Genomic DNA, 24,071 nt, shown 5'->3' with positions numbered 1-24,071 from the left:
GGTTGTTTAGTAAAATGACGAGTGTTAAATCAAAAAAATTTAAAGTTGTGCTGTCCTTTACTCTTTTGATAGTATTCTTTATATTTATTACACTGCCTGTTTCGGCAGTATCCCCAAGTTTTGCAGCAAGTAGTAAAAGTAGCAAGCCTGTAATAACATGGTGGACTGCATTGGACGCAAAAGTTGCTGTAAGCTATAATAACCTTGCCCAGGTTGCTTGTTATCAGTACTTAATGAAAAAATTTAATGTTAAAATTGAATTTATTCATCCACCGAGTGGAAGCGAAACAGAACAATTCAATCTTATGTTGGCCTCTAAAAAATTACCTGATATAATTGAAACTGATTGGCTAAGCTATCCAGGAGGACCTTTAAAGGCAATTGCCGATGGAGTCATAATAAAATTGAATAATTATCTTCAAAAGTATGCACCAAACTTAAAGAAATATTTGGACACTCATCCCGATATAAAGAGAGATGTTATCACAGATGATGGAACAATTTATTGCTTTCCTTTTATAAGAGAAGGCAATCTTACTCGTGTTGGTGATGGTCCATACATCAGAAAAGATTGGCTCGATAAATTAAAACTGCCTGTACCAGAAACAGTAAATGAGTGGACAAATATGTTGAGAAAATTCCGTGACAATGCAAAAATTCTTAATGGTAGGAAAGCTCCAATTTATCCATTCAGTATTGCATTCCGCTTTGGCTCTACTCTAAGAACAAGTTGGCGTGGTTCATTCCTTGCAGGCGCATGGGGAATTACGTTGGATTTCTATGTTGAAAATGGTAAAGTTAAATATGGGCCATTAACGTCACAGTATAAAGAGTTTATAAAAGTACTTCAAACATGGTGGAAAGAAAATTTAATTGATCCTGATATTTTAAACATGAATACGCAAGCTATACAGGCAAAAATTCTAAATGATCAAATTGGTGCATATTTGGGTAGAGTTTCAGGGGACACAGGAAGATTTTTGCAAGCAAAAAAGGGTACAGAATTTGATATTACTGTAGCTCCATGGCCAGTTTTGAAAAAAGGACAAAAACCTGAAATTGGTCATAAACACTTTGCTTACCCAGGATATGGTTCTGCTGCCATAACAACACAGTGCAAAAACATACCTTTGGCTATGAAGATACTTGATTGGGGATACAGTAAAGAAGGTTATATGGTATATAATTTTGGCATTAAAGGAAAATCATATGTTATTAAGAATGGCAAGCCTATGTATACTGATGAAATTCTAAATAACCCTAAGCTTTCGATATTGGAAGCTCTATCAAAGTATGCAAGAGCAGGATGGGTTGGGCCTTTCCCACAATCAGAAGATTACGTTGTTCAAATTCTTCCGTTCCCACAACAACGAGAGGCTTTGAAAATATTAAGTCAACCATCTAATTCAAAAATATTGCCACCTGTAACATTAACAGTCGAAGAAAGTAAAAAAGTTGCAAATATATTGAATGCTATAAATACTTATTATGATGAAATGTTTGTCAGAATGATTACAGGAAAATTCACTAACATTGATAGTTTCCAGAAAACACTCAAGAGAATGGGTATAGACGAAGTGCTAAAAGTTTATCAAGATGCATACAATAGGTATATTAAGAGAAAGATATAAACTCTGAGTCCAAGGGATGGTGTTTAATGAACCATCCTTTGGTTATTATTACCATCTTAAATATAAAAGGAGAGATTTGTAATGAAAAAAAGTGAATATAAAAAGTGGCAAAGAAAAACTTGCGAATATTTTGAAAAAGCACACATAGTTTTAACAGAAAAAGAGAAAGAAAACATCGAAGTAGCTGATTTTGGGTTAGGTAAAATAGAAAAAGTTGGTCTTCAGCTTGTAGTTTATGTAAATACTGAAAGAGTTTGTGCTAAAGAATTAGTTTTGTTCCCTTTCCAGACATGTCCTGAACATAAACATATTGAAAAAGAAGAGACATTCAGATGTAGATTTGGTAAAGTCTATTTATACGTCGAGGGAGAACCAACCGCAAATAGAAAATGTAAACCGCCAGAAGGGGACGAGAAATACTATACTGTATTTCATGAAATAGAATTGAATCCTGGAGACCAATATACAATAATGCCAAATACATTACATTGGTTTCAAGCAGGAGAGGAAGGAGCAGTTGTTTCCGAGTTTTCTACAAAAAGTACTGACGAAACTGATATCTTTTCTGACCCACGGATAAAAAGAATTCCTGTCATCGAGGATGATTGAGAACATAAGTAATTACTAACATATCTTGAAAAGGACTGGGAAAATATCAACCCCAGTCCTCACTGTTTTTGATACACACTTCTATACTTTGCCGGTGAAATGCCCTCTGTCTTTTTAAAAGCTTTAATAAAACTGCTTACATGTGTGTATCCTATCAGTTGGCAAATTTCATTAACTGATTTATCTGTATTTATAAGTAATTCTTTTGCTTTTGAAATTCTTAACTGAAAAATATAGTCGCTCAGGTTCATTCCCACTTTTTCTTTGAAAATAGTAGACAAATATTGTGGTGAAATATTAAATTTATCTGAAATATACGTCAAAGAAAGATTTGGATCACAATAGTTATCATCAATAAATTTTATTACTCTCGATATAAGATGTGAACCTGATTTATTTGTAACTTCATTTATGTTGCGCGCTAAGGCTATAAACTTTTCCTTGATTGCATCCAAATTTGCTTTTGCCTTGTCTACATCATCTTGCTCAATCTCATTAATATAATCTAATAATGTTGTTGATAAAGTAACATCATCTTTTTTCCCTATCATATAAATAACTTTAAGATAAAGTGTAAAAAGCTGCATTAAAAATAATCTCTGTAAATTTGGTTGATATGAAAGAAATGTAAAATAGTCATAAAACAGCTTCTCCATTACTTGCTTTGTTCCTTCAACATCTCCTGTAGTTATATTGTTAATGATAATATTTTCTATTTCTATTGGCAAATATATGTATTTACTATGCTCAGTTGAACTTCCAACTTCCTTATAAGAATATATCTTGTTCCCGCCAAAAGCATATTTTAATTTTAGAGCCTCTTTAGCTTCTTTGTAACACTTAGGTAAACAATTAATATTATCTTTTATTTCACTGACACCTAACGTAAAATATACTGAAAAATTTCTTTCTATAAATTTTTTCCCTCTCTCTAATACCTCTTTAACTGAATCAAGATTTATATTATTCTCAGCAGAACCTAAAATAATAGCAATCTCTTTTTTTGACAAAACAATGGGGTAGGTAATATAACCTTCATTTTCAAACATCTCGCAAAGAATATTAAACAAAATAAGTTAGGTTAAGTCCTCATCTATTTTTTCTTGAGTATGCTTGAAATACTCTTCAACTTCAATAACAACAGTAGCATATTTTCCTTTTGAGCTAAGTTTGTTTTCAAAATAAGATACCAAATGATGTGATATTTCACCCTCACCTTTTAAAAACTGAATTATATAAATATTTTTTAAGATATCTTCAACCTTTGTTAACTGCCGTTTTAGATTTGCATCCTCTTTTATTAATTTAAAAATCAATTCTTTTATAAGACTATACTCATCTGAAAACGCTTTATATTTTGATTGTTCTTTCTCTGAATACGATAAAAGCAAATTTTTCACTTCTCTTATTGGTTTATAATTTTTTAAACTAAGCAAGTATATAATAACTCCACCTATTACAATAGTAAAAGTAATCATGAGAATTAATGTAATCCTTATTCTTTTCAAATTAACTAAAAACTTGTCAGATAAAATAAAGTAATAATACTTCCAACCATTTACTGCTGATATTGTTGTATATACTATGTAATTCTTATTGTTAATTCTTATATTTGAAAACCCATTATCCCTTCTTATTTTTGTAGCTTCTTTGAGAAATATGTTATCCTCCTTATAAATTTCAGAGTATTCAACTATGGGTTTACTATTTTTATCCATAATAACAATACTTCCACTTTGGTCAAGAAGAAGTTCTCTTAAATATTCTTTTAATTTCTCTTCATCAAGATAAACCAACAAATTTGCATTCCCTGAACCAAATTTCCAGTTCTCAAGGCTGTGAATAAATAAAAGTGTACTTCTTTCCTTTTATTGTATATTGTTTTGAAGGAAGAAATAAATCTATTGTTATAGTAGCCATTTAAAAACTTAATCCAAGTAGAATAAGACATATCTATAGGCTTGTTAATATATTCATAATACAACTTTGGCGATTCAAAAAAGTTAGCACTAACTATCTTGTTTTTTGTTGGAACATATACACAAACTTCTAATATAAAAGGATTGGAATAGTAGGTCATAAGCTCTCTAGAAAAAGTCTTGTAATCCAAATATATATCTGTTTTCGAAATATTATCGCTTGGAAAAACAAAATCTACATAAAATGGATTTGCATTAGTCAAAGACTTTATAGTCTCTAAAGGCTGAATTATTTCCTCGTTGATTTTATTTTCTACTTGATTTAAAATGGCTGAGTTGTATTTGTATAAGTAGTCTTTTAAAGCATTATATGTATTAGTATAGAAAAATAGATTGGTAATAATAGGGATCAGAAATACCACTATAAATGATAATAATATTACCATAAATATACTTTTAACCTTTTTGACTTTCCTCATAAATATGTTTCCTCCGAAATTTTAAAGCACATACTTCTTAAAATATTATATCACCTATATACATTCAATATAAAGCACAAAGTATAAAGCAAATAAACTAATAATAAAAATTTAAACAAAAAGCTGCTATTTTTATAAATAGCAGCCATAAAAATCTTTATATACTATACTGTAAAATTCCTTAACACAAAGCTGATTATCCCCGTTATAAACGCCATTACAAGCGAAATCACAAGCGTTGTTTTTAATACCTTTGACTCTTGGCCAATTGCATCAATTGCAGCAGCTGCATTTTGAAGCTTTGACGGTGATATCCCAGAAGCAAGCCCACCACCAAACGCAACAGCTGCAACCATCAAAAGTGGAGACAGCCCAAGCAAGTTTGAGGTTTCAATGGTATACTTTGCAAACATGGCAACGGTGGATGTTTCAGTACCTGTAATGAAACCGCCCAAGATGCCCAGATATGGAGCAATAAAAGCATATGCGTTTTTAAATCCTTTTGCTGAATATTCTGCAAGCACATACACAATGTTGTGCGCCTTTTGCAAAAGCTCATACCCATTTGAAGTCTTTTGATAGCCTGAGTACATCATGACATAGGCCATCAGGAAAAACACAGTTGAAGACCAGAAAGGTTTTGGAATTCTTGATTTTGTCTTTTCCCATACACTTTTCAGTTGCTTGCCATCCATCTTGAAGATGAAGATTGAAATAACTGTTGAGATCAAGATCCATGTGTATGACTGCCAGATCACCCTTGTGAAAATGGGCTTTATTTTTGGACCTTTCATTACTTCAACCGGCATTGAAAGTTTGTCATACAAAAACTCTCTTATAGGAGTAATGAGATTTGTAATGAGAATAAAGACAACCAGCAGTATCCACGGAGATGTTGCTTTTATTATCCCCATTGTCTTTTCAACTTTTCTATCTTCCTCTGTAAAATGGCTTGAGTCATATACTCTTTTGCCAAGAAGTTTGAGAATTACCATCATAACAAGCATTATTAGGATTCCTGCGAAGATGCCAGTGATAACTGGTGCTTTTACCAAAATTGCAAGTTCTGCTGCTGCATAAGATGTAAGCCCAACAATTATGGCAGGCACAAACCCTCTTTTGACAAACTTGCTATTGCCAATTATAAAAAGCATTGCAAGAGATATTGTAAATGAAACAACTCCAACAAACGGCAAAAAGTACCTTGCAGCTGTTATCAAATCCACATTTGCAATCTGTGAAAATACAACCAAAGGTGTGCCAAGAAGAGCATATGTACACAGCGCATCAAACCCGACTGCAGACAGGGCAATTGCAGCAAAGGTCGAATAACCAAGCCCAATCAAAATTGGTGGAAGCACAGTCACAGGGACCGCTCCGGTTGCTGCCAAAAACGTTCCAAACCCTACGTTCAAAATCAGTGTCTGGAACACCTTGTCATCCTTTGACAAACCTTTTACAAATACAATAATTCTTTTCATTGCACCTGCTGACTCCATGACATTGAGCTGCAGGATTGATGTGACAACAACTAAAGATACAGGAAGGGCAGCTAAAAATCCCATTATGGATGATTTTAACACAACATCAAATGAGGTTTTAAAATACACAATGGCAATCAAAGCTGTTACAACCCATCCGACAAGCCCTGCAATGTCTGCAGTCTTTTTTGCAAAGATGAGAAGAAATAAGACAAGTAAAATTGGCAAGACACTTAAAAATAAATCCATACTACCATCAATCCCCCTTCTACCATCCTACAGATTTTATTTTTTTGAAGACCAGCGCAAATCTTATTTGCAGCTGGCCATCCTACCAGTTCTACCTCATACTTCAAACATCTTTTCAAGCATGAAAAGTCCCATCTTTGTTTTGAAGTATTTGTGCTTTATACTCTTTATTGTTTCGAGTTTCATAGAGTCTTCATATATATTTACAAGAAAATCTGCTTCAACAAGGATTTGAAAATCAATGTCATCTATCTTTGAATATGAATGATGGTTGCCGATAAGAAAAAGTATCCTCTCAAGTATATCTTTTTCAATATTCATAGGTAGCAAAATTTCTTTTGCAACCTCTGGTCCTTCAATCTCCTGCAGATGACCTGCTGCCTGGTTATATTTCTGTTCACACACCTTAATCCCAATATCATGCAAAAGCGCTGCAGCTTCTAAAATATACTGTTTTTTGCCGTCCAAACCTTCCGCCTTTCCAATCAGTCTTGCAAATGAAAATACTTTGAGTGCATGGTTTATTCTTCTCACATCATTTTTGAAATATTTTATCATCTCCAAGGCAATTAAATCAATAGAGTCCAACTTAAAACCCCCCTGTTTGTAAAACTTCTGCCAAATTACAAAACGGCCAATGGCAAAATTTTCTGCCACTGGCCAAATGTCATATTCCGGACTATTAATAAGCGTACAGCTTTCCGTATGGGCGTTTGTTGTAAGGAATTAGCTTGTAAAATGGCTTTGACATTATATACTCTTTGCTATATCCAAAAAGCTTTACAAACTCTGTAACATATTTGTCAATGAACTTGTAATCCTCTTCTTCCATATCAACAACTTTAACCTCTTTCCCAAGCTGGTATGGCTGCAGCTGACCGCGAAGATACATAACACCACCATGCATACCTGTGCCACAGTAAAGCCCTGTTATAGGCTCACCATCTTTTAATGTAAGACCCAGCACAATTATCCTTCCACCTGCCATGTACTCGCCAAGAAAATCTCCTGCTTTCCCGCCAACCACCAATACAGGAATCTTGTCTTGATATTCTTTCATGTGAATTCCTACTCTGTAACCAACGTCGCCTTTTATGAAAATCTCGCCGCCGCGCATTCCATAGCCTATAATATCCCCTGCAGAACCATGAACTATTATTTTGCCCGCATTCATGGTGTTTCCAATACCATCCTGACCATTTGCAAATACCTCAATTGTAAGTCCGTTCATGAACGCAGCCATATCGTTTCCAGGGGTGCCATAGATGTTAAGTTTCCTGTCCGGAAATGTTAAACCATCGCCAATGTAGCGCTGGCCGTTTACGTTTATCAAATCTATCTCTTTATATCCTTCATTCAGAGCGTTTTCTATCATCTCATTCAATTCTTTGTAATGTATGCCTTTTGCATCTATGGTAAGCTTATGAAGATTCATTTTAAGCTTTTGCACCCCCTAAAATCTTCTCTTGCCTTATTTCCTTTGGCAAATCTAAATATCCAAAGTCCTCGTCAAGAAGCCTGTGTTTTATACTCTCAACGTTAAAGCCTTCTTTTATCATATTAGTTATCATACCAGCTCTGTCAATTGAGTTTATAAACATAAAACCAACAACTCTGCCATTTTTAAGATATATCTTTCTGTAAGTATTTTTTTCCTTATCATGTTTTGCCAAAACTTCTATATCATCAGAGTTTGGCACAACAATCCCTGCTGTTATCATGTGAACATCAAAAAATCCTATTGAGTTCATTGGAAATCCTCTGTCAAATGTCTTTTGGGCCCCTGCCATGTTATACCCTGCTGTCTCACCTTGATTATAAGCATTTGGCCAGATTGGAATTACCCTTTGCTGCTCAAACACAAAGTCGTATCCTTCTGCACAATCCCCTGCTGCAAACACATCCTCTATGTTTGTCTGCATTCTGTTATCAACAACAATTCCGCGGTTGATTTTAAGATCTGTCCCTTTCAAAAAATCGATGTTTGGTACAACACCTATCGCAAACACAACTATGTCGGCATCTAAAACCTCACCATTTTTGAGTTTTACTCTTTCAACCTTGCCATCGCCTATTATCTCATCAACAGATGTTTCAAGCTTAAAAACTATACCATGCTTTTCAAGCTCGTCCTGGACTATCCTTGACGCTTCCAAATCCAGTATAGAACCCAAAATCCTGTTTGCAAGCTCAACAACAGTTACATCTAAATTCCTTTTGATGAGGGCTTCTGCCGCTTTGAGCCCGCTGAGTCCCGCACCAATGACTACTGCCTTTTTTGCACCATTTTTGATAGCCTCATCTATCGCCTTTACATCATCAAACTTTATGAATGTAAACACATTTTTAGCTTCAGACCCTTTTGTTGGCGGGATGAAAGGCTTCCCGCCTGTTGCAATCAAGAGTTTATCGTATTTTACCTTTTCACCATCGTCAAGTATAACTTCTTTGTTCTTGAAATCAACTGCTACCGCTTTTTTGCCAAGCTTTGTTTCTACCTTGTTTTTCTCATAGTAGTCCTCATCTCTGATATACATCTTGCTCTCGTCAACTTTCCCGCCAAGGTAGTAAGAAATGAGTGGTCTTGAATATACCCTGTACTTTTCATCTGATATAACAACAATAGGGTTTTGCGTGTCAACTTTTCTTATCGCCTCAATGCATCCACATGCAGCAACAGAATTGCCTATTATAACATACTTCATTGATAAGCTCTTCCCCCTTTTTTAGACCTCTTTGATTTCAAGGGCCTCGTTTGGACAGTTTTTAACGCACGCAGGCTCGCCCAGCTCTAAACACAAATCACATTTAGACGCTGCTTTTTTGTTCTCCCCACGCCTTACTGCTCCATGCGGGCATGCCATTATACACGACCAGCACCCAACACACTTTTCCTCATCACACACTATTCTTCCATCTTCAAGCCTCTTCATTGCACCTGTAATACACGCCTTTGTACATGGAGCATCATCGCAGTGCCTGCACTGCAGGGCAAATGTGGTCCATGTTCCGCTTTTTTCTTCAACCAAAATTCTCGGTGTTGGTTTTGAATCTTTATGTTTTATATAAAGCTTTACAAGCTCATGAGCCTTCGCATTTGGTTTTTTGTATTTAGAGTGAGCATACACACAGTAAACCTCGCACAGGTGGCACCCAACACATACATCTTCTTTCGGGAAAATCTTCCTTGCCAAAGCCTATACCCCCTCTCCTGCATGCTTGACACCCAGAATTTCCATTTCTTTCTCTGTAAGTCCAACTGCTCTGAGCATAAGTCTGTTACCTCTTAGGCTCTCCAACGCATTTATTCCCATAAGACCAAGCATCTCTTTTATCTCATGGCTCCAAGCCTTCAAAAGGTTTGCTGCTCTTCTTGCTCCAATCTCAGGATTGAGTCTTTTTACCAAAACAGGGTCCTGTGTTGCAATACCCCAGTTACACTTTCCTGTATGACACTTCTGGCAAACATGGCATCCCAGTGAAATTAGCGCTGCTGTTCCAATGTAGACCGCATCAGCACCAAGTGCTATAGCCTTCACAACATCTGCGCTGTTTCTAATTGAACCTGCAACAATGATTGATACCTGGTTTCTAATTCCTTCCTCTCTAAGTCTTGAGTCAACTGCTGCAAGCGCTAACTCAATAGGTATACCAACATTGTCCCTTATTCTAAGTGGAGCAGCACCTGTCCCGCCTCTGACACCATCGATTGTGATAAAGTCAGCACCAGCCCTTGCAATACCAGAGGCAATTGCTGCAACGTTGTGAACAGCTGCAATTTTAACACCAACAGGTTTTGTATAGTTTGTTGCTTCTTTTAAAGCAAAGATTAGCTGGCGCAAATCCTCAATTGAATAAATATCATGGTGCGGAGCCGGTGAAATAGCATCAGAGCCAATTGGAATCATTCTTGTTCTTGATACCTCTTCACCAACCTTTTCACCAGGAAGGTGCCCGCCAATTCCCGGCTTTGCACCCTGACCAATCTTTATCTCAATTGCCGCACCTGCGTTCAAATAGTCAACGTCAACACCAAATCTTCCTGATGCACACTGAACAATTGCTCTTTCTTTGTATTTATAGAGTTTCTGATGAAGTCCTCCTTCGCCTGTGTTCCAATATGTTCCTACTTCAACAGCTGCTGCTGCCAAAGATTCGCAAGCGTTTAGTGAAATAGAACCAAACGACATTGCAGAGAACATAATAGGTACCTCTAATTCAAGCTGTGGCGGAAGCTTTGTTTTTAGATTTCCGTTCTCGTCAAACTCAAGCTTGTCAGGTTTTCTGCCAATAAAGGTTTTCAGCTCCATTGGCTCTCTCAGCGGGTCAATTGACGGATTTGTAACTTGGCTTGCGTTTATGAGTAACCTATCCCAGTAAATTGGTATTGGTTTATCATTTCCCATGCCAGTTAAAAGTATTCCGCCTGTCTCTGCCTGTTTGTATATTTCATTTATATAAGCTGGAGTCCAGTTAGCATTTTCTTTGAATGCATTTTCTGTCTTTTTGATGGTAAGCGCCTTTGTTGGGCACATAACAACACATCTGTGGCATGCAACACACTTTGATGAGTCTGCAACTACTCTGTCTTCCTCTTCATCATATTCATGAACTTCGTTTGCACACTGTCTTACACACACTTTACAGCGAATGCACTTTGTTTCGTCCCTTACAACCTCAAACTCATTTTCATATAGTGAAATCATACTATCACCCCTTCGTCCAAAGTAACATATACAGGCTCTCCGCCTTTGGGCATCCAAACCTTTTCAGGGTCTTTGCAGATTTCTCTTATTGCTGCCTCTTCTGATGCAACATATACAAAATCACCTTTTTGTGCAGCAACAAGCGGTCGCAGCTTTATTCTATCGTTAAGCGCTAGTATCCCATTTGAAAATCCCAAGATTATCGAAAACGGACCATTTACTAAACAAGATGCATACACTGCTCTTATTGCTCTGAGCTTTTCTCTTTCTTTTTCATCCTGCCTGTCAATCACACTCCAAAACGGAGCTGCCAGGGCTTTGGCTGCAATCTCAACAGAAAGCTTGTGCCTTCTCAAAAGAAGGTCAAAAAGGTATGCCATGACCTCAGTGTCAGTTCTGAGTGTACACTTGTAACCGAACATCTCTAAGTATCTATAATTTGTTCCATATGATGAAATCTCGCCATTGTGGACAATTGACCAGTCAAGCAGGGTAAAGGGGTGAGCTCCGCCCCACCAGCCTGGCGTGTTTGTTGGGAATCTTGAATGCGCTGTCCAGATATATGCTTTATATTCATCAATCCTGAAAAACTCGCCTATGTCCTCTGGATATCCAACGCCTTTGAATGCACCCATGTTCTTGCCACTTGAAAATACATATGCACCGTCAATCTTGCTGTTTATGAACATTACACTGTCAACAACAAAGTCCTCTTCTGTTTTTTCTGTATCTCTCAATCTTTTCTCAAGCGGCTTTACAAAATATCTCCAGACAATTGGGCTGTTTTGAATGCTTGAAACCTTTCTTGTTGGAATTACTTCGCTTTCCAATATCTCAAAGTTCTGGTTTAAAAAGTGCTCTGTATCCTCTTTTGCTTTTATATCATCAAAAAATAGGTGAAAAGCATACCAATCTTTTCTGTCTGGATAGATTCCATACGCTGCAAATCCACCACCAAGTCCATTTCCTCTTTCTTTCATGATGGCAATGGAATTGATGATGTCTGTGCCAGAAATTCTCACACCTTTTTTGTTAATAAACCCCGAAATAGCACAACCAGACGGAATTCTAACTTGCCCTTCCCTTAACAATTTCTATACCTCCTGTGTATATAAATTGAAAATTATTTACTATTGAGTTTTTTAGTTCTAAAAAAATTACATCTTTTGCATACAAAAAACAACATTTATACATGTATACAATGGGTTAAGTTTAATTATAGCAGCAAATTGTTAAACAATCAATAATAAATTGAGGATAATTTTTTGTAAGCTGCAAGTTGCAAACAAAAAACTTGCAATTTTGATGTGAAGCTTGTAAACTCTTGCAGGAAAATAAAAGATAAAAAATTTGAATGTATCTTCAAATTGCAATGAACATGGGTTAGAATATAAGTATAACATACCAGAAGGAAAAAATGAATTTCGTGAGGTGTAAAAATGCCAAAGCGAAATATTAGAGAAGAACCTGTCATGTTTGGTGACCCGGGATTTTCTTCATGGGGTATAGCCTATTACAAAAAAGGGCAGAAAAACATTGTAGAAAAACATGCTCACGACTGTGATGAGTACTATTTTGTACTTGAAGGTAAATTAAAAGTGATTTCAGAAGACAAGGAATACATACTTGAAAAAGGTGATATGCTCTGGACAAGGATGGGCGATTTTCATGAAATTGTAGAAGTTTTAGAGGACACAACAATGTTTTGGTTAGAAGGCCCTTTGATGGGCAAAAAGCGAAAAGGACATCAGTATGAGCTATAAATAAGGTATTGAAAAGAGTTTGGTTTTACTGTAAAATAATAAATAGCTTCCTTAGCGAAAAACAAAAAATAGGTTCTGCTCTTTGTTAAAAGGGAGTAGCACCAAAAGCCTTGTCCTCAACATTCGCGAGAAAGGTATTTTAAAAGACCTTTCTCTGGGGATGAGGGCCCAAAATAGGGTGTGCGAGACTTTTAACATGTGATTCACCGTCACATGTTAAAAGTCTTTTTTATTTGTCTTTAAAAAGATTTTGCAAAACCCATAATAGTTTTGTTAGCAATTTTAAAAACATTGCAAAAACACTTTTGAAGAAGGAGGGATTTGAGTTTGAATCAAAATTTTTCTGATTTTCACTCTAAAACTATTAAGACCATTTTGGAGAATCTTAAAACCAGTTTAAACGGACTTTCCTATCAAGAGGCAGAAGAAAGACTTAAAGTATATGGAAAAAACGTAATTGAAGAAGGAAAAAAGAAATCCATATTTGCTCTTTTCCTGGAACAATTCAAGAATGTAATGGTACTTGTATTGTTTGCTGCAGCTATAATCTCAATTCTTCTTGGCGAAGCAGCAGATGCCGCAATCATCTTGGCAGTACTGGTCATCAACGCAGTCTTTGGAGTTGCCCAAGAGTTAAAAGCTGAAAAAGCGATTGATGCCCTCAAAAAACTTAATATGCCATATGCAAAGGTTTACAGAGATGGACACCTGATGCAGATTAAAACCGATGAAATAGTAGTTGGTGATATAATTGAGATTGAAGCGGGGGATATTGTTCCAGCAGACTTGAGGCTCATTGAAAGCTTCAATCTTAAAATTGATGAGTCAGCTTTAACTGGAGAATCTGTCCCTGTTGAAAAAGATGCAAATGACGTTCTTGACCAGTCAACACCTCTTGCAGAAAGAACCAATATGGCTTTTATGGGAACAATTGTAACATATGGTCGAGCAAAAGGCGTGGTTGTTTCAACAGGCATGAAAACAGAGATAGGCAAAATTGCAAACTTTGTCAACCTCCAATCTGCAATTGATACTAAAACTCCTCTTCATGAGAAGTTAGAAGAAATCGGGAAATATCTCACAGTTGGAATTTTGGCTATAGCATTTATTGTGTTTGTGACAGGATTGCTTTACAGGCGAGATGTATTTGAAATGTTTTTGACAGCTGTGTCATTGGCTGTTGCTGCAATCCCTGAAGGACTTCCCGCTGTTGTCACAATTGTTTTGGCAATTGGTGTTCAAAGAATGGCAAAGCGAAATGCTATAATAAGAAGACTGTCTTCAATTGAAACATTAGGAAGAGTAGAAGTTATTTGTTCTGACAAAACTGGGACACTTACTCAAAACAAGATGAATGTTGTGAAAGTCTATTGTAATGATAACTTGAGCGAAAATCTTGAACATGAAGATAATGCAACTAAAACCCTTCTTAGAATAATGGCACTTTGTAATGACGTCAAACTGGATCTGGTTGACAAACAACCTCAGTTTATAGGTGACCCTACCGAAATTGCCTTGGTAAAATTTGCTTATGAAAAGGGATTGAACAAGAACGCCATCGAAAAGGTTTTTAAAAGAGTGTACGAAATACCTTTTGACTCTGTAAGAAAGATGATGACAACTGTACACCAGGTCAAAAATGATGAAAAACTTTTGGTATTTTCCAAAGGTGCTGTCGATGTGATAATTAATAAGTGTAAGTTTATAATGGTAAATGATGAAATACTCCCCCTTGACGAAAATACACACCAAAAAATCTTGCAGGCAAACAAAGAAATGTCCTCCAATGCGCTCAGAGTATTAGCTTTTGCTTACAAAGAAATTGATAAAAATGAGTTAGAAGATAAAAATGCTATTGAAGATACCCTCATCTTTATAGGACTTGTTGGAATGATTGACCCGCCAAGGAAAGAAGCTTATGGAGCAGTTGAGGTCTGCTACCAAGCAGGAATAACACCTGTGATGATAACAGGAGACCACAAAGATACAGCTTTAGCCATTGCAAAAGAATTAAAAATAATTGATACAAGCAAAGATGAACTTTCGCAAGTTTTGACAGGTACTGAAATTGAGAAATTAGATGACCAGCAGCTAAAAGAAAGAGTAAAAGAAGTGAGAGTATATGCAAGAGTCTCTCCTGAGCACAAATTAAGAATTGTAAGCAGTTGGAAAAGTCATGGCAAAATAGTTGCTATGACAGGTGATGGGGTAAACGACGCACCTGCTTTGAAGGCAGCTGACATTGGAATTGGTATGGGAATAACCGGAACTGATGTTACCAAAAACGTGTCTGATGTTATTTTAGCAGATGATAACTTTGCCACTATTGTTGCAGCTGTTGAAGAAGGAAGAAAGATTTATGACAATATACGAAAAACCATACAGTTTTTGCTTTCTTCAAATATTGGAGAGGTTGTAACATTGTTCTTTGCAACACTTTTAAACTGGGTAGTATTGTATCCAATTCATATCCTGTGGGTAAATCTTGTGACTGATACGTTCCCTGCTTTAGCACTTGGTATGGAAAAAGCAGAAAGTGATGTAATGAAGAGAAAACCAAAGAAAACTTCAGAAAATATATTTGCAGGTGGACTTGGCTTTTCAATTCTCTATCAGGGCTTGCTAAAAGGTTTGATAACATTACTGGTATTCTTTATTGGAAACAAACTATATGGTCACAAAACTGCAATCACCATGACTTTCATGACACTTAGCCTCATACAACTTACACATGCATACAATGTGCGTTCAAACATCAATTCGCTATTCAAAATGGGTGTGTTTTCAAACAAATATTTAAATCTTGCTTTTATAGCCTCATTTTTGCTTCAGGTTGTAGTGCTATTAGTTCCTCCGCTGAGAGAGCTATTTAGGCTCTCTTACCTCAATTTTTCACAGTGGGCAATGGTAATTGTTGCGTCACTTTCTATTATCCCTATTGTGGAAGTTGTAAAGTATTTCACACGGCACTTCCATAAAGAATAATTTCAAAAACATTGTCAGGCAAAGACCAAAATGCTGGTCTTTGCTTGACATTTTTTATTTGATAGTAGTATTCTTATTAAGAAACATAACAAAAGAAAGGGATGTCAAAATGGTAGCAGGATATGTCTTGAAACTGATTATTTCTCTATTTGTTATACTTTTGGGGTGTACCTTTTTTACAAATGCAGTAGAATGGTTTGGGAAAAAACTCAATCTTGCAGATGGAGCTGTTGGAAGTATTTTAGCGGCAGTTGGCACAGCTTTGCCAGAAACCATTATACCCATTATTGCCATTCTTTTTTCAAAGGGTGAAAGTTCTCACCAAGTTGGAATTGGTGCGATTGCAGGTGCACCTTTTATGCTGGGAACACTTGCATTCTTTATCACAGGGCTGGCAGTTATAGTTTACACATTGCTCAAAAAAAGAACCCTAAAAATGAATGTTGACCTGAGTGTGTTTGAAAGAGACCTTACCTACTTTATGATTGTCTATGGCATTGCTGTTGCCACAACTTTTATACACAACCATAAGGTTATAAGAACAATAATTGCCTTTATTCTTTTTGTTGCTTATCTTATCTATGTAAAAAAGACGCTTGCGGATGAGTCTGAAAATGAAGAAACTCAAGAGCTTGAAGAGCTGTATTTCACAAGGTTTTTAAAACTTCCAAACAACCTTCTTTGGATAAGCGTCCAGCTTATTTTGTCACTTGCTATAATAATCTTTGGTGCACACCTTTTTGTTGAATATGTCCAGAAAGTTGCCACTTTGATTGGAATCTCAACACTTGTTCTTTCAATCATCATAACACCAATTGCAACAGAGCTTCCTGAAAAGCTGAATTCTGTAATATGGATTGGCAAGAAAAAAGACACCCTTGCAATTGGAAACATAACAGGTGCTATGGTGTTCCAGTCATCTGTCCCTGTTGTTTTTGGTATAATCTTTACACCCTGGAACTTGAAAGGAATTACAATGGTATCTGCGATTTTGGCTTTTTCGTCTGCTGTTTTAAATCTTTTGTGGGTTAAAATTAGAAAGAATGTCAATCCATTTGCGCTTTTGTTTGGTGGAGTGCTGTATCTTATATTTATAGCTTATGTTTTCTGGATATAATTGTATAGATTTTTATTCTATGTTTGTGTTATAATTAAGAAAAACAAGCAAAACTTTAAGGAGAAAAGCAATGAGTGATAGGGAAATACTGGAATTAATACTGGAAAAGGTCACTGTGCTTGACCAAAAGGTTGACAGGCTTGAAAAGAGGCTCGAAAGCCTCGAAAAGAGAGTTGAAAGTCTCGAAAAGAGAGTTGAAAGCCTCGAAAAGAGAGTTGAGAGTCTCGAAAGGAGAGTTGAAAGTCTCGAAAGAAGGGTTGAAAGCCTTGAAAAAAGAATGGATGCACTTGAGGCAAGAGTTGAAAGGTTAGAATTGCAGGTTGCAGAAAACACTCAGATTCTAAAAGCCTTAGAGCACTTAGCACAGGTAAACAAGGCAGAACATGACAATTTTACTCATCAGCTTGCACGAATTGAAGGTCTGCTTTCTTCTGAGATATCAAAAAACAAAGAAGAACATCAGCTGCTTTTTGTTAAGACCGAAGAAAACTCTGAGAAGATAACAAGGCTTGAAAAAGACATGGTTGTAATTGAATCTGTTTGTGGAAAGAATATGCAAGATATAGCTTTTTTGAAGGGTCTAAAGAACTAAAGAGCATTTACATACAAAAAGCTGCCAATCTACGTGGCAGCTTTTTCTATTTGCATCTTTGTAATATTTTCAGCTCTGTCTATTTTTTTATTTAACAAATTGTTAACACATTGTGATATAGTTTATACTATAATTAAAGTTGAGCGCCCATATACTTTATTGATTTTAGAGGAGGGATAATTTTTGATAAAGGTTGAACACTTAACCAAAAAGTATGGCCAGCACTATGCAATTCACGACATTTCATTTGAAGTGCAAAAGGGGGAAATTGTTGGTTTTCTAGGTCCAAACGGTGCTGGAAAGTCTACCACCATGAATATCATAACAGGGTATTTATCACCCACAGAAGGAACAGCCTACGTTGACGGATTCGACATCTTAGAAGAGCCCGAAGAAGTGAAAAAAAGAATAGGATATCTTCCTGAAAACCCACCGCTTTATATGGACATGACTGTGCAAGAATATCTTGACTTTGTGAGCGATATCAAAAAGGTGGATAAAAAAGAGAAAAAAAGAAGCATGGATAAGATAATGGAAACTGTTGGCATTGCCCACGTGAGAAACAGGCTCATAAAAAATCTTTCAAAAGGTTATAAGCAAAGAGTTGGACTTGCCCAGGCTTTAATTGGCAACCCTCCTGTTTTGATTTTGGACGAGCCAACAATCGGACTTGACCCAAAGCAGATAATTGAGATTAGGTCTGTGATAAAGTCTCTAAGAAGTGAGCACACAATAATCTTAAGCTCTCACATTCTGCCAGAGGTCAGTGCTGTTTGTGAAAGAGTTCTGATAATCAACAAAGGCAAGATAGTTGCAAGTGACACGCCTGAAAATCTATCTAAAAGACTTACCCACGGAAGCAAACTTCAGCTAAGAGTATTGGGTCAAAGACAAAAGGTTTATGGAATACTTGAAAAGGTACCGGGTGTAAAATACATAGAATTCATTGGACCAAAAGAACCAAACACTGTTGAGATTATTGTTGAAGCAGAAAACGATATAGATATAAGGGCAGATATATTTTATGCGCTGAGTGAGGCAAAACTACCTATTCTGATGATGAGAGCGGTTGACCTGACGCTTGAGGAGATATTCCTGCAGCTTACAACCGAGGAGAAGGAGGCTGAAGCTGTATGAGCGCAGTTTTGAAAAAAGAGCTAAAAATATATTTTTCAACACCAACAGGTTATATATTCATGGGATTTTTCCTTTTGATTTCAGGATTTTTCTTTGCAGTGTCAAACCTGTTTCCAGCAAGCCCGAACTATACATCAGTGCTTGGTAACATAACGTTTATATTCTTAGTTGTTGTGCCAGTGTTGACAATGAGACTTTTGAGTGAAGAAGCAAGAACAAAGACAGACCAGCTCCTTTTAACATCACCGTTGAAACTTACTGAAATTGTACTTGGCAAGTATTTGGCTGCTGTTACTGTTTTTGTTATCACCATTGCTGTTACCATATTGTACCCCATAATACTTTCTTTTTACGGTGACATTCCTGTTGCAGAAACCTTGGGTGCATATATAGGATTTTTCCTTCTTGGCTGTTCATTTATCTCAATAGGTCTTTTTATATCATCACTGACAGACAACCAGTTCATTGCAGCTGTTGTGACATTTTCTGCTTTGCTTTTGACATGGGTTATAGATTGGCTGGAAAGTGCTCTTCCAACAGATAGAGTTGCAGGATTTGTATTTGTTCTAATCCTTGTAGGTCTGGTTTGCGCGTGGATTTACCTCACTATAAGAAATATAATCATTAGTGTATCAGCAGCAATTATAGGAGCAGGGTCATTTGTTGCAGTATACATCTTAAAACCAGAGTTTTACGACAATGCTATAGTTAGATTTTTCAAATGGTTTTCGCTTTTAAGTAGATATCAAAAATTCACAAACGGACTTCTGGATTTGTCATCAATAGTCTACTATCTATCTTTTATATTTGTTTTCATATTCCTCACAATAAGAGTACTTGAGAAAAGAAGATGGAGCTAAAAAAGGGGGAAGAAATGGTGAAGCTCGATTTAAAGAGTATAAAAAGCTCATTTAAGACAAGAAAGTTCAAATATGGCGGATACGCTACTATGCTGACAGCCTCTGTAATCGCTATTCTGATAGTTCTAAACCTTTTGGTTGGTCAAATTCCAGCAAAGCTTGACCTTACACACAACAGACTATACTCACTTTCAAAACCCACGGTTGACCTTTTGAAAAATCTAAAAAAAGACGTTACAATTTATGCTCTTTTCCCGACCGGAAATGAAAACCCTGTAATATCTGAGTTTATCCAGAAATATGCTGAAAAATCCTCTCATGTAAAAATTAAATACATAGACCCTTATAAAAACCCAGGGTTTGTTAAAAAATATGACACAAGCGGTTCAGGAATTGATGAGGGGTCACTCATTGTCGAAAGCGGTAGCAAGTTCAGAGTAATAAACAGATATGACATGGTTGATTATTCATATGATGAGCAGACAGGCGAATCAAACGTAACAGGTCTTACAATTGAACAAAAACTAACACCTGCCATTTTGTATGTTACATCTGACAAAAGCCCTGTTTTGTACGAACTAAAAGGTCACGGAGAGGACACGCTTGTTGGGCTTGGCGTTTCAAGCGAGATTGAAGCTGCAAACTTTGAAATAAAGGATTTAAATCTTCTTACTGAAAAAAGTGTTCCGCAGGATGTATCGGCTGTTGTAGTTATCTCACCTAAGACTGATATATCTGACATAGAGTTAAAGAAACTAAAAGATTATATAAACAGTGGTGGAAGAGTTCTATTTTTGATGGACCTTCTCAAAGATGAACTCAAAAACTTTAACAGCCTTTTTGAAAGCTTAGGAGTAAGGCTTGAACATGGTGTTGTTATGGAAGGAGATAACAACTACAATGCAGGCAATCCTGTATGGATTTTACCAAAGCTTGAATCACATGATATCGTAAACCCAATAGATTTAAACAATATGTATATGCTCTTACCAAGTGCTCAGCCAATTGTTGAGACAAAATTTAAGAAAAGAACAATTACTATTGAAAAACTTCTTACAACAACATCAAATTCATGGCTCAGAAAGGACTTAAACTCAACATCACTTAGCAAAGAAAAAGGCGATGAGAGCGGACCGTTTACTTTAGCTGTTGCAATCACCGACAAGGCAGATGCTCTCAATACAAAATTAAGACCAAGAGACGCAAAGGTTGTAATAGTTGGCAATGCAACATTTTTAAATGCTCAGTTTTCAAAAAGCGTTCCTGGAAACCTGAACTTTGTGATAAATAGCCTTAACTGGCTGCAGGACAAAAAAGACAATCTGCAGATCCAGCCAAAAGACCTCACAACCTTTAGGCTCAATCTTAGTACAACACAGGCTATGGTCTGGGCAGCAATCACTGTTGTTGGAATACCTGTTGTTATCTTGATATTAGGTCTTACTATCTGGCTGAGGAGGAGACATCTATGAGAAAGAAGAAAAATAGGCTTTTCACAATTGTATCGGTACTTTTAGTTTTGGTGCTTATAATTGGCGCGTACTTTTATGTAAGCTATGTGAACAAGAAAAAACAAGAGGCTGAAGAAAAAAAGTCCTCTTCAGCCTCTGTTACTGTAACAAATTTTGATAGAAATAAGATTACAAAGATAGATATCAAGCATGACGACATTCATCTTGTCCTTGAAAAGGTAAAAGACAAGTGGATTGTAAATGGGATCAACAACCCTCTTTATTTTGACCAGGACAAGATCGACGATATAGCATTTTCGTGCGCTCAAATGACAGCCGAAAAAATAGCTGATAACAACCCAAAAGACCTCAAAAAATACGGACTTGACAATCCAAAATCAATTGTTGAGGCAACTTTCAGCGACGGAAAAAAAGTTACATTTTATCTTGGGTCTGAAACGCCAATAACTTCCACTTATTACCTGATGAAAAAAGGCGACCCAAAAGTTTATGTTGTGTGGACAAACCACGCAGAAAACTTTACCATAAAACCTCAGAAGCTTTTGAGTGTCAAAATACCAGAAATAGATACGCAAAATATTACCTATGTCAAACTTGTCAGAAAAGGTCAGCCTACAATTGAAATAAAGAAAGTAGACGAAAAGAACAAAGAAGATAATGAATGGAAATACTATGTAAGGCTTTGGAACTTGGTTCAGCCATACAGCCAACCAGTTGGAGTTGCAAGCGACAAGTTCTCAGAGTTTATTGAAAATGTTCCAAATTTCAGTCCTGAAGATATAGTTGGTGAAGATGTATACAATCCTAAGTATGGATTGCAGTCACCAAGGATAGAGCTTATTGTAAAGGACAACAAAAACACTTTGCATCTTTTTGTGGGCAACAATGCAGATGACTCAACTGTTTACTGCAGAATGGCTGACTCGAAAGTTGTATTTACAATGTCAACTTACAAAACAGATTTCATGAATACCATAAAGCCTTTTGACCTCATAGAAAAGTTTGCTTATATTGTAAACATCGATTATGTTGACAAGATTGAAATCTTTACTAAAGAGAAGAAACATACACTTATACTTGACAAAAAGCTCATCAAAAAAGCTACAAGCGAAGAAGAATCTGATGAGTACAAATACAACTTCCAGGCTGACGGAAGAAAAATTGATGAAGACACATTCAAAAAATTCTATCAGGAAATCATTGGCCTTCTAATTGACGGTGAAAACGACAAAAAGCCAACAGGCACACCCGAGGTTACCATGAAGTTCTATCTTGTCAACAGAAAGGTTGATGTGATGGAGTACATCCCTTACAACGACGATTTTTACATGGTTGTTCGAAATGGAAAGTCTGATTTTGTGATTGCAAAAGAACAGGTTCAAAAGATGTTGAAAGACTTAGAAGACTTGGTTGCAGGCAAATATAAACCTCCAGAGAACTAAGAGGTTAAAACAGGGGCTGCCAAAATGTTGCGGCAGCTCCTTATATTTTTGTCATGTGGTTTAGCTTAATATCTTTATATCATTTTTAGTTTTTTGATATTGTATGTGCACCTGTTGATAAATTAAAATGAATAATGTATATAAAAACGATAGTTATTTTAAAAATGTGAGGTGAAATTAATGCTTGACAAAAATTACTATCAAAATCCCAAAATCCAGCACATAAATATGGAAGAGCCAAGAAGTTCTTTTATACCTTTTGACAATCCTCAAAAAGCTTTAGAAAACGAATGGGAGCTTTCAAATCATTTCAGGCTACTGAATGGAAAGTGGTATTTTAAACTTTTTGAAAATCCATGTATGGTGACAGAGGATATAATCTTGACAGATACAAATAATTGTAATTTTGACCAAATTATTGTCCCAAGTAACTTTCAGATGTTTGGCTATGACATACCAATTTATACAAATACCAGATATCCCATCCCTGTCGACCCACCGTTTGTACCAGATATAAACCCAACAGGTGTCTATAAAAGGGAGTTTTATATTTCTCAACAAGACTTAGACAAAGAAATATTTGTTGTATTTGAAGGGGTAGACTCAGCATTTTATGTATATATTAACCAAGTTGTTGAATAAATAATTATACCATTAATGTTATTATATAGAACTATAAATTATTCCACGTGTATTTAAAAGAAAATTTACAGTTTTCAATTTTTTGAATATAGACCTCTATCAAATAAGTAATCATTATCCAGTCCACATGCCTCTTATATGTTCTAAAACCTCTTAACCTTATTTGTTCTAAATTGTATTCTCCTTTTAACTTCCCAAATAATCTTTCAATTTTTGTCCTTTGCTTATATAACCTTTGTCCTTCCTCACTTCTTAAAAATTCCATATTTTTTACCCTCAAAATATTTTTTACATTACTAAAATCCTTACTATTTCTCTTATTTACCGCCGCTACAAACTTTATCTCAAGTCTATCTGCCACCTCAAACCACTTCGCACAATTATAACCTGCATCCGCTAATATTACTTCAGGTCCAAATATCTTAGCTTCATACAAAAGTTCTACTACTTTACTGTCATGGATATTTGCACGTGTCAACCACCATACTATAGGTATAACCTCATCTTCAACTGTTGCCAACACATGTAATTTATACCCATTGTAAAAACCTAAACTAACACATACTCCTACTTCTGCCTCTTTGTCACCCCTCGAGCTTCTCAAAGGTGTGGAATCTATAGCACAAACTTTTGTCTGCGGAACTATTTCTCTCACTAAAATTCTTGCTATCCCTTCTATATACCCTTCTTCAATTACCTTTGCCCATTTCGAAAAATATGAATGATCAGGGCTCTTCTCTATCCCTATAGCCTTTTTAAATTCTTCATTTTCATTTATCTTGTATTCTAATTCCCTGAAGCTGTTTATCTTGTTTTTGACTTTGTAAACAAAACAAGCTATTATATGGCTTAGCTTAAATTTCTTCGGTCTTCCTCTCCTGCTGCTCTTTATCTTTAATCCCAGGGCTTTTATTACTTTCTCAATTGTCATAAGTATCTTTAAAAATTTTTGTTTTTGTGTTTTAATAAAATTAGACATTGCCATCC

The 24,071-nt window shown here is 36.0% G+C and carries 22 protein-coding genes; 11 read left to right on the top strand and 11 right to left on the bottom strand.

Annotated features, from left to right (window positions below; genetic code table 11):
* The first annotated feature begins 14 nt into the window (after positions 1-14).
* On the top strand, positions 15-1,631 hold the full coding sequence (locus CALHY_RS00840) for an extracellular solute-binding protein (protein WP_013402136.1): 1,617 nt from the start codon (positions 15-17) through the stop codon (positions 1,629-1,631).
* An 81-nt stretch (positions 1,632-1,712) separates the two neighbouring features.
* Entirely contained in the window at positions 1,713-2,240 is a 528-nt protein-coding gene (locus CALHY_RS00835) for a D-lyxose/D-mannose family sugar isomerase (RefSeq protein ID WP_013402135.1), read from the top strand.
* A 59-nt stretch (positions 2,241-2,299) separates the two neighbouring features.
* Here CALHY_RS00835 and CALHY_RS00830 read toward each other — a convergent pair whose 3' ends face one another.
* The 10 genes from CALHY_RS00830 to CALHY_RS00785 form a co-directional block, all read right to left on the bottom strand.
* Entirely contained in the window at positions 2,300-3,289 is a 990-nt protein-coding gene (locus CALHY_RS00830) for a helix-turn-helix domain-containing protein (protein ID WP_148222323.1), read from the bottom strand.
* A gap of 27 nt (positions 3,290-3,316) precedes the next feature.
* Complete coding sequence (locus CALHY_RS00825) at positions 3,317-4,036, bottom strand: hypothetical protein (protein ID WP_041723071.1); 720 nt, start codon at positions 4,034-4,036, stop codon at positions 3,317-3,319.
* On the bottom strand, positions 4,009-4,638 hold the full coding sequence (locus CALHY_RS00820; RefSeq protein WP_041723070.1) for a hypothetical protein: 630 nt from the start codon (positions 4,636-4,638) through the stop codon (positions 4,009-4,011). The genes CALHY_RS00825 and CALHY_RS00820 overlap by 28 nt, the downstream gene beginning before the upstream one ends.
* Positions 4,639-4,802: 164 nt before the next feature.
* On the bottom strand, positions 4,803-6,368 hold the full coding sequence (locus tag CALHY_RS00815; protein ID WP_013402134.1) for an L-lactate permease: 1,566 nt from the start codon (positions 6,366-6,368) through the stop codon (positions 4,803-4,805).
* A 96-nt stretch (positions 6,369-6,464) separates the two neighbouring features.
* Entirely contained in the window at positions 6,465-6,956 is a 492-nt protein-coding gene (locus CALHY_RS00810) for an HD domain-containing protein (RefSeq protein WP_013402133.1), read from the bottom strand.
* Positions 6,957-7,050: 94 nt separating this feature from the next.
* A complete protein-coding gene (locus CALHY_RS00805) occupies positions 7,051-7,803 on the bottom strand; it encodes a GltB/FmdC/FwdC-like GXGXG domain-containing protein (RefSeq protein WP_013402132.1) in 753 nt (250 codons plus the stop codon).
* Position 7,804: 1 nt separating this feature from the next.
* Complete coding sequence (locus CALHY_RS00800) at positions 7,805-9,073, bottom strand: NAD(P)/FAD-dependent oxidoreductase (protein WP_013402131.1); 1,269 nt, start codon at positions 9,071-9,073, stop codon at positions 7,805-7,807.
* A gap of 21 nt (positions 9,074-9,094) precedes the next feature.
* Entirely contained in the window at positions 9,095-9,562 is a 468-nt protein-coding gene (locus CALHY_RS00795; protein ID WP_013402130.1) for a 4Fe-4S dicluster domain-containing protein, read from the bottom strand.
* Between the two features lie 3 nt (positions 9,563-9,565).
* Entirely contained in the window at positions 9,566-11,074 is a 1,509-nt protein-coding gene (locus CALHY_RS00790) for a glutamate synthase-related protein (protein WP_013402129.1), read from the bottom strand.
* Positions 11,071-12,165, bottom strand: a complete 1,095-nt coding sequence (locus CALHY_RS00785) for a class II glutamine amidotransferase (protein ID WP_013402128.1) — start codon at positions 12,163-12,165, stop codon at positions 11,071-11,073. The genes CALHY_RS00790 and CALHY_RS00785 overlap by 4 nt, the downstream gene beginning before the upstream one ends.
* Positions 12,166-12,513: 348 nt before the next feature.
* Between CALHY_RS00785 and CALHY_RS00780 the strand changes: the two genes are divergently transcribed.
* The 9 genes from CALHY_RS00780 to CALHY_RS00740 all read left to right on the top strand — a co-directional run bounded on the left by CALHY_RS00780 (position 12,514) and on the right by CALHY_RS00740 (position 23,084).
* Positions 12,514-12,837, top strand: a complete 324-nt coding sequence (locus tag CALHY_RS00780) for a cupin domain-containing protein (RefSeq protein WP_013402127.1) — start codon at positions 12,514-12,516, stop codon at positions 12,835-12,837.
* A 327-nt stretch (positions 12,838-13,164) separates the two neighbouring features.
* Positions 13,165-15,822 carry a calcium-translocating P-type ATPase, SERCA-type gene (locus CALHY_RS00775; RefSeq protein ID WP_013402126.1) on the top strand — a complete coding sequence of 886 codons (2,658 nt, stop codon included), beginning with the start codon at positions 13,165-13,167 and terminating at the stop codon, positions 15,820-15,822.
* 109 nt (positions 15,823-15,931) lie between these two features.
* Complete coding sequence (locus CALHY_RS00770; RefSeq protein WP_013402125.1) at positions 15,932-16,939, top strand: sodium:calcium antiporter; 1,008 nt, start codon at positions 15,932-15,934, stop codon at positions 16,937-16,939.
* 70 nt (positions 16,940-17,009) lie between these two features.
* On the top strand, positions 17,010-17,531 hold the full coding sequence (locus CALHY_RS00765) for a DUF7310 family coiled-coil domain-containing protein (protein ID WP_013402124.1): 522 nt from the start codon (positions 17,010-17,012) through the stop codon (positions 17,529-17,531).
* Positions 17,532-17,714: 183 nt separating this feature from the next.
* Positions 17,715-18,668, top strand: a complete 954-nt coding sequence (locus CALHY_RS00760) for an ABC transporter ATP-binding protein (protein ID WP_013402123.1) — start codon at positions 17,715-17,717, stop codon at positions 18,666-18,668.
* Positions 18,665-19,528 (top strand): ABC transporter permease, encoded by an 864-nt coding sequence (locus CALHY_RS00755; protein ID WP_013402122.1) that lies wholly within the window; start codon positions 18,665-18,667, stop codon positions 19,526-19,528. The genes CALHY_RS00760 and CALHY_RS00755 overlap by 4 nt, the downstream gene beginning before the upstream one ends.
* 14 nt (positions 19,529-19,542) lie before the next feature.
* Complete coding sequence (locus CALHY_RS00750) at positions 19,543-21,000, top strand: GldG family protein (protein WP_013402121.1); 1,458 nt, start codon at positions 19,543-19,545, stop codon at positions 20,998-21,000.
* Positions 20,997-22,442 (top strand): DUF4340 domain-containing protein, encoded by a 1,446-nt coding sequence (locus CALHY_RS00745; protein WP_013402120.1) that lies wholly within the window; start codon positions 20,997-20,999, stop codon positions 22,440-22,442. Before CALHY_RS00750 ends, CALHY_RS00745 begins: the two co-directional genes overlap by 4 nt.
* 180 nt (positions 22,443-22,622) lie before the next feature.
* The gene (locus CALHY_RS00740) at positions 22,623-23,084 is read left to right on the top strand and encodes a sugar-binding domain-containing protein (RefSeq protein WP_041723069.1); all 462 of its coding nucleotides are present in this window, start codon (positions 22,623-22,625) and stop codon (positions 23,082-23,084) included.
* 31 nt (positions 23,085-23,115) lie between these two features.
* On the opposite strand, the gene CALHY_RS00735 is transcribed toward CALHY_RS00740, so the two are convergent.
* Positions 23,116-24,063 (bottom strand): ISNCY family transposase, encoded by a 948-nt coding sequence (locus tag CALHY_RS00735; protein ID WP_013402119.1) that lies wholly within the window; start codon positions 24,061-24,063, stop codon positions 23,116-23,118.
* Between the last annotated feature and the right edge of the window lie 8 nt (positions 24,064-24,071).

The organism is Caldicellulosiruptor hydrothermalis 108, assembly GCF_000166355.1.
GTDB classification, from domain to species: Bacteria; Bacillota; Thermoanaerobacteria; order Caldicellulosiruptorales; family Caldicellulosiruptoraceae; genus Caldicellulosiruptor; species Caldicellulosiruptor hydrothermalis.
Note: the sequence above shows the minus strand (reverse complement) of the source record. Positions and strands in the feature narration are given on the sequence as shown.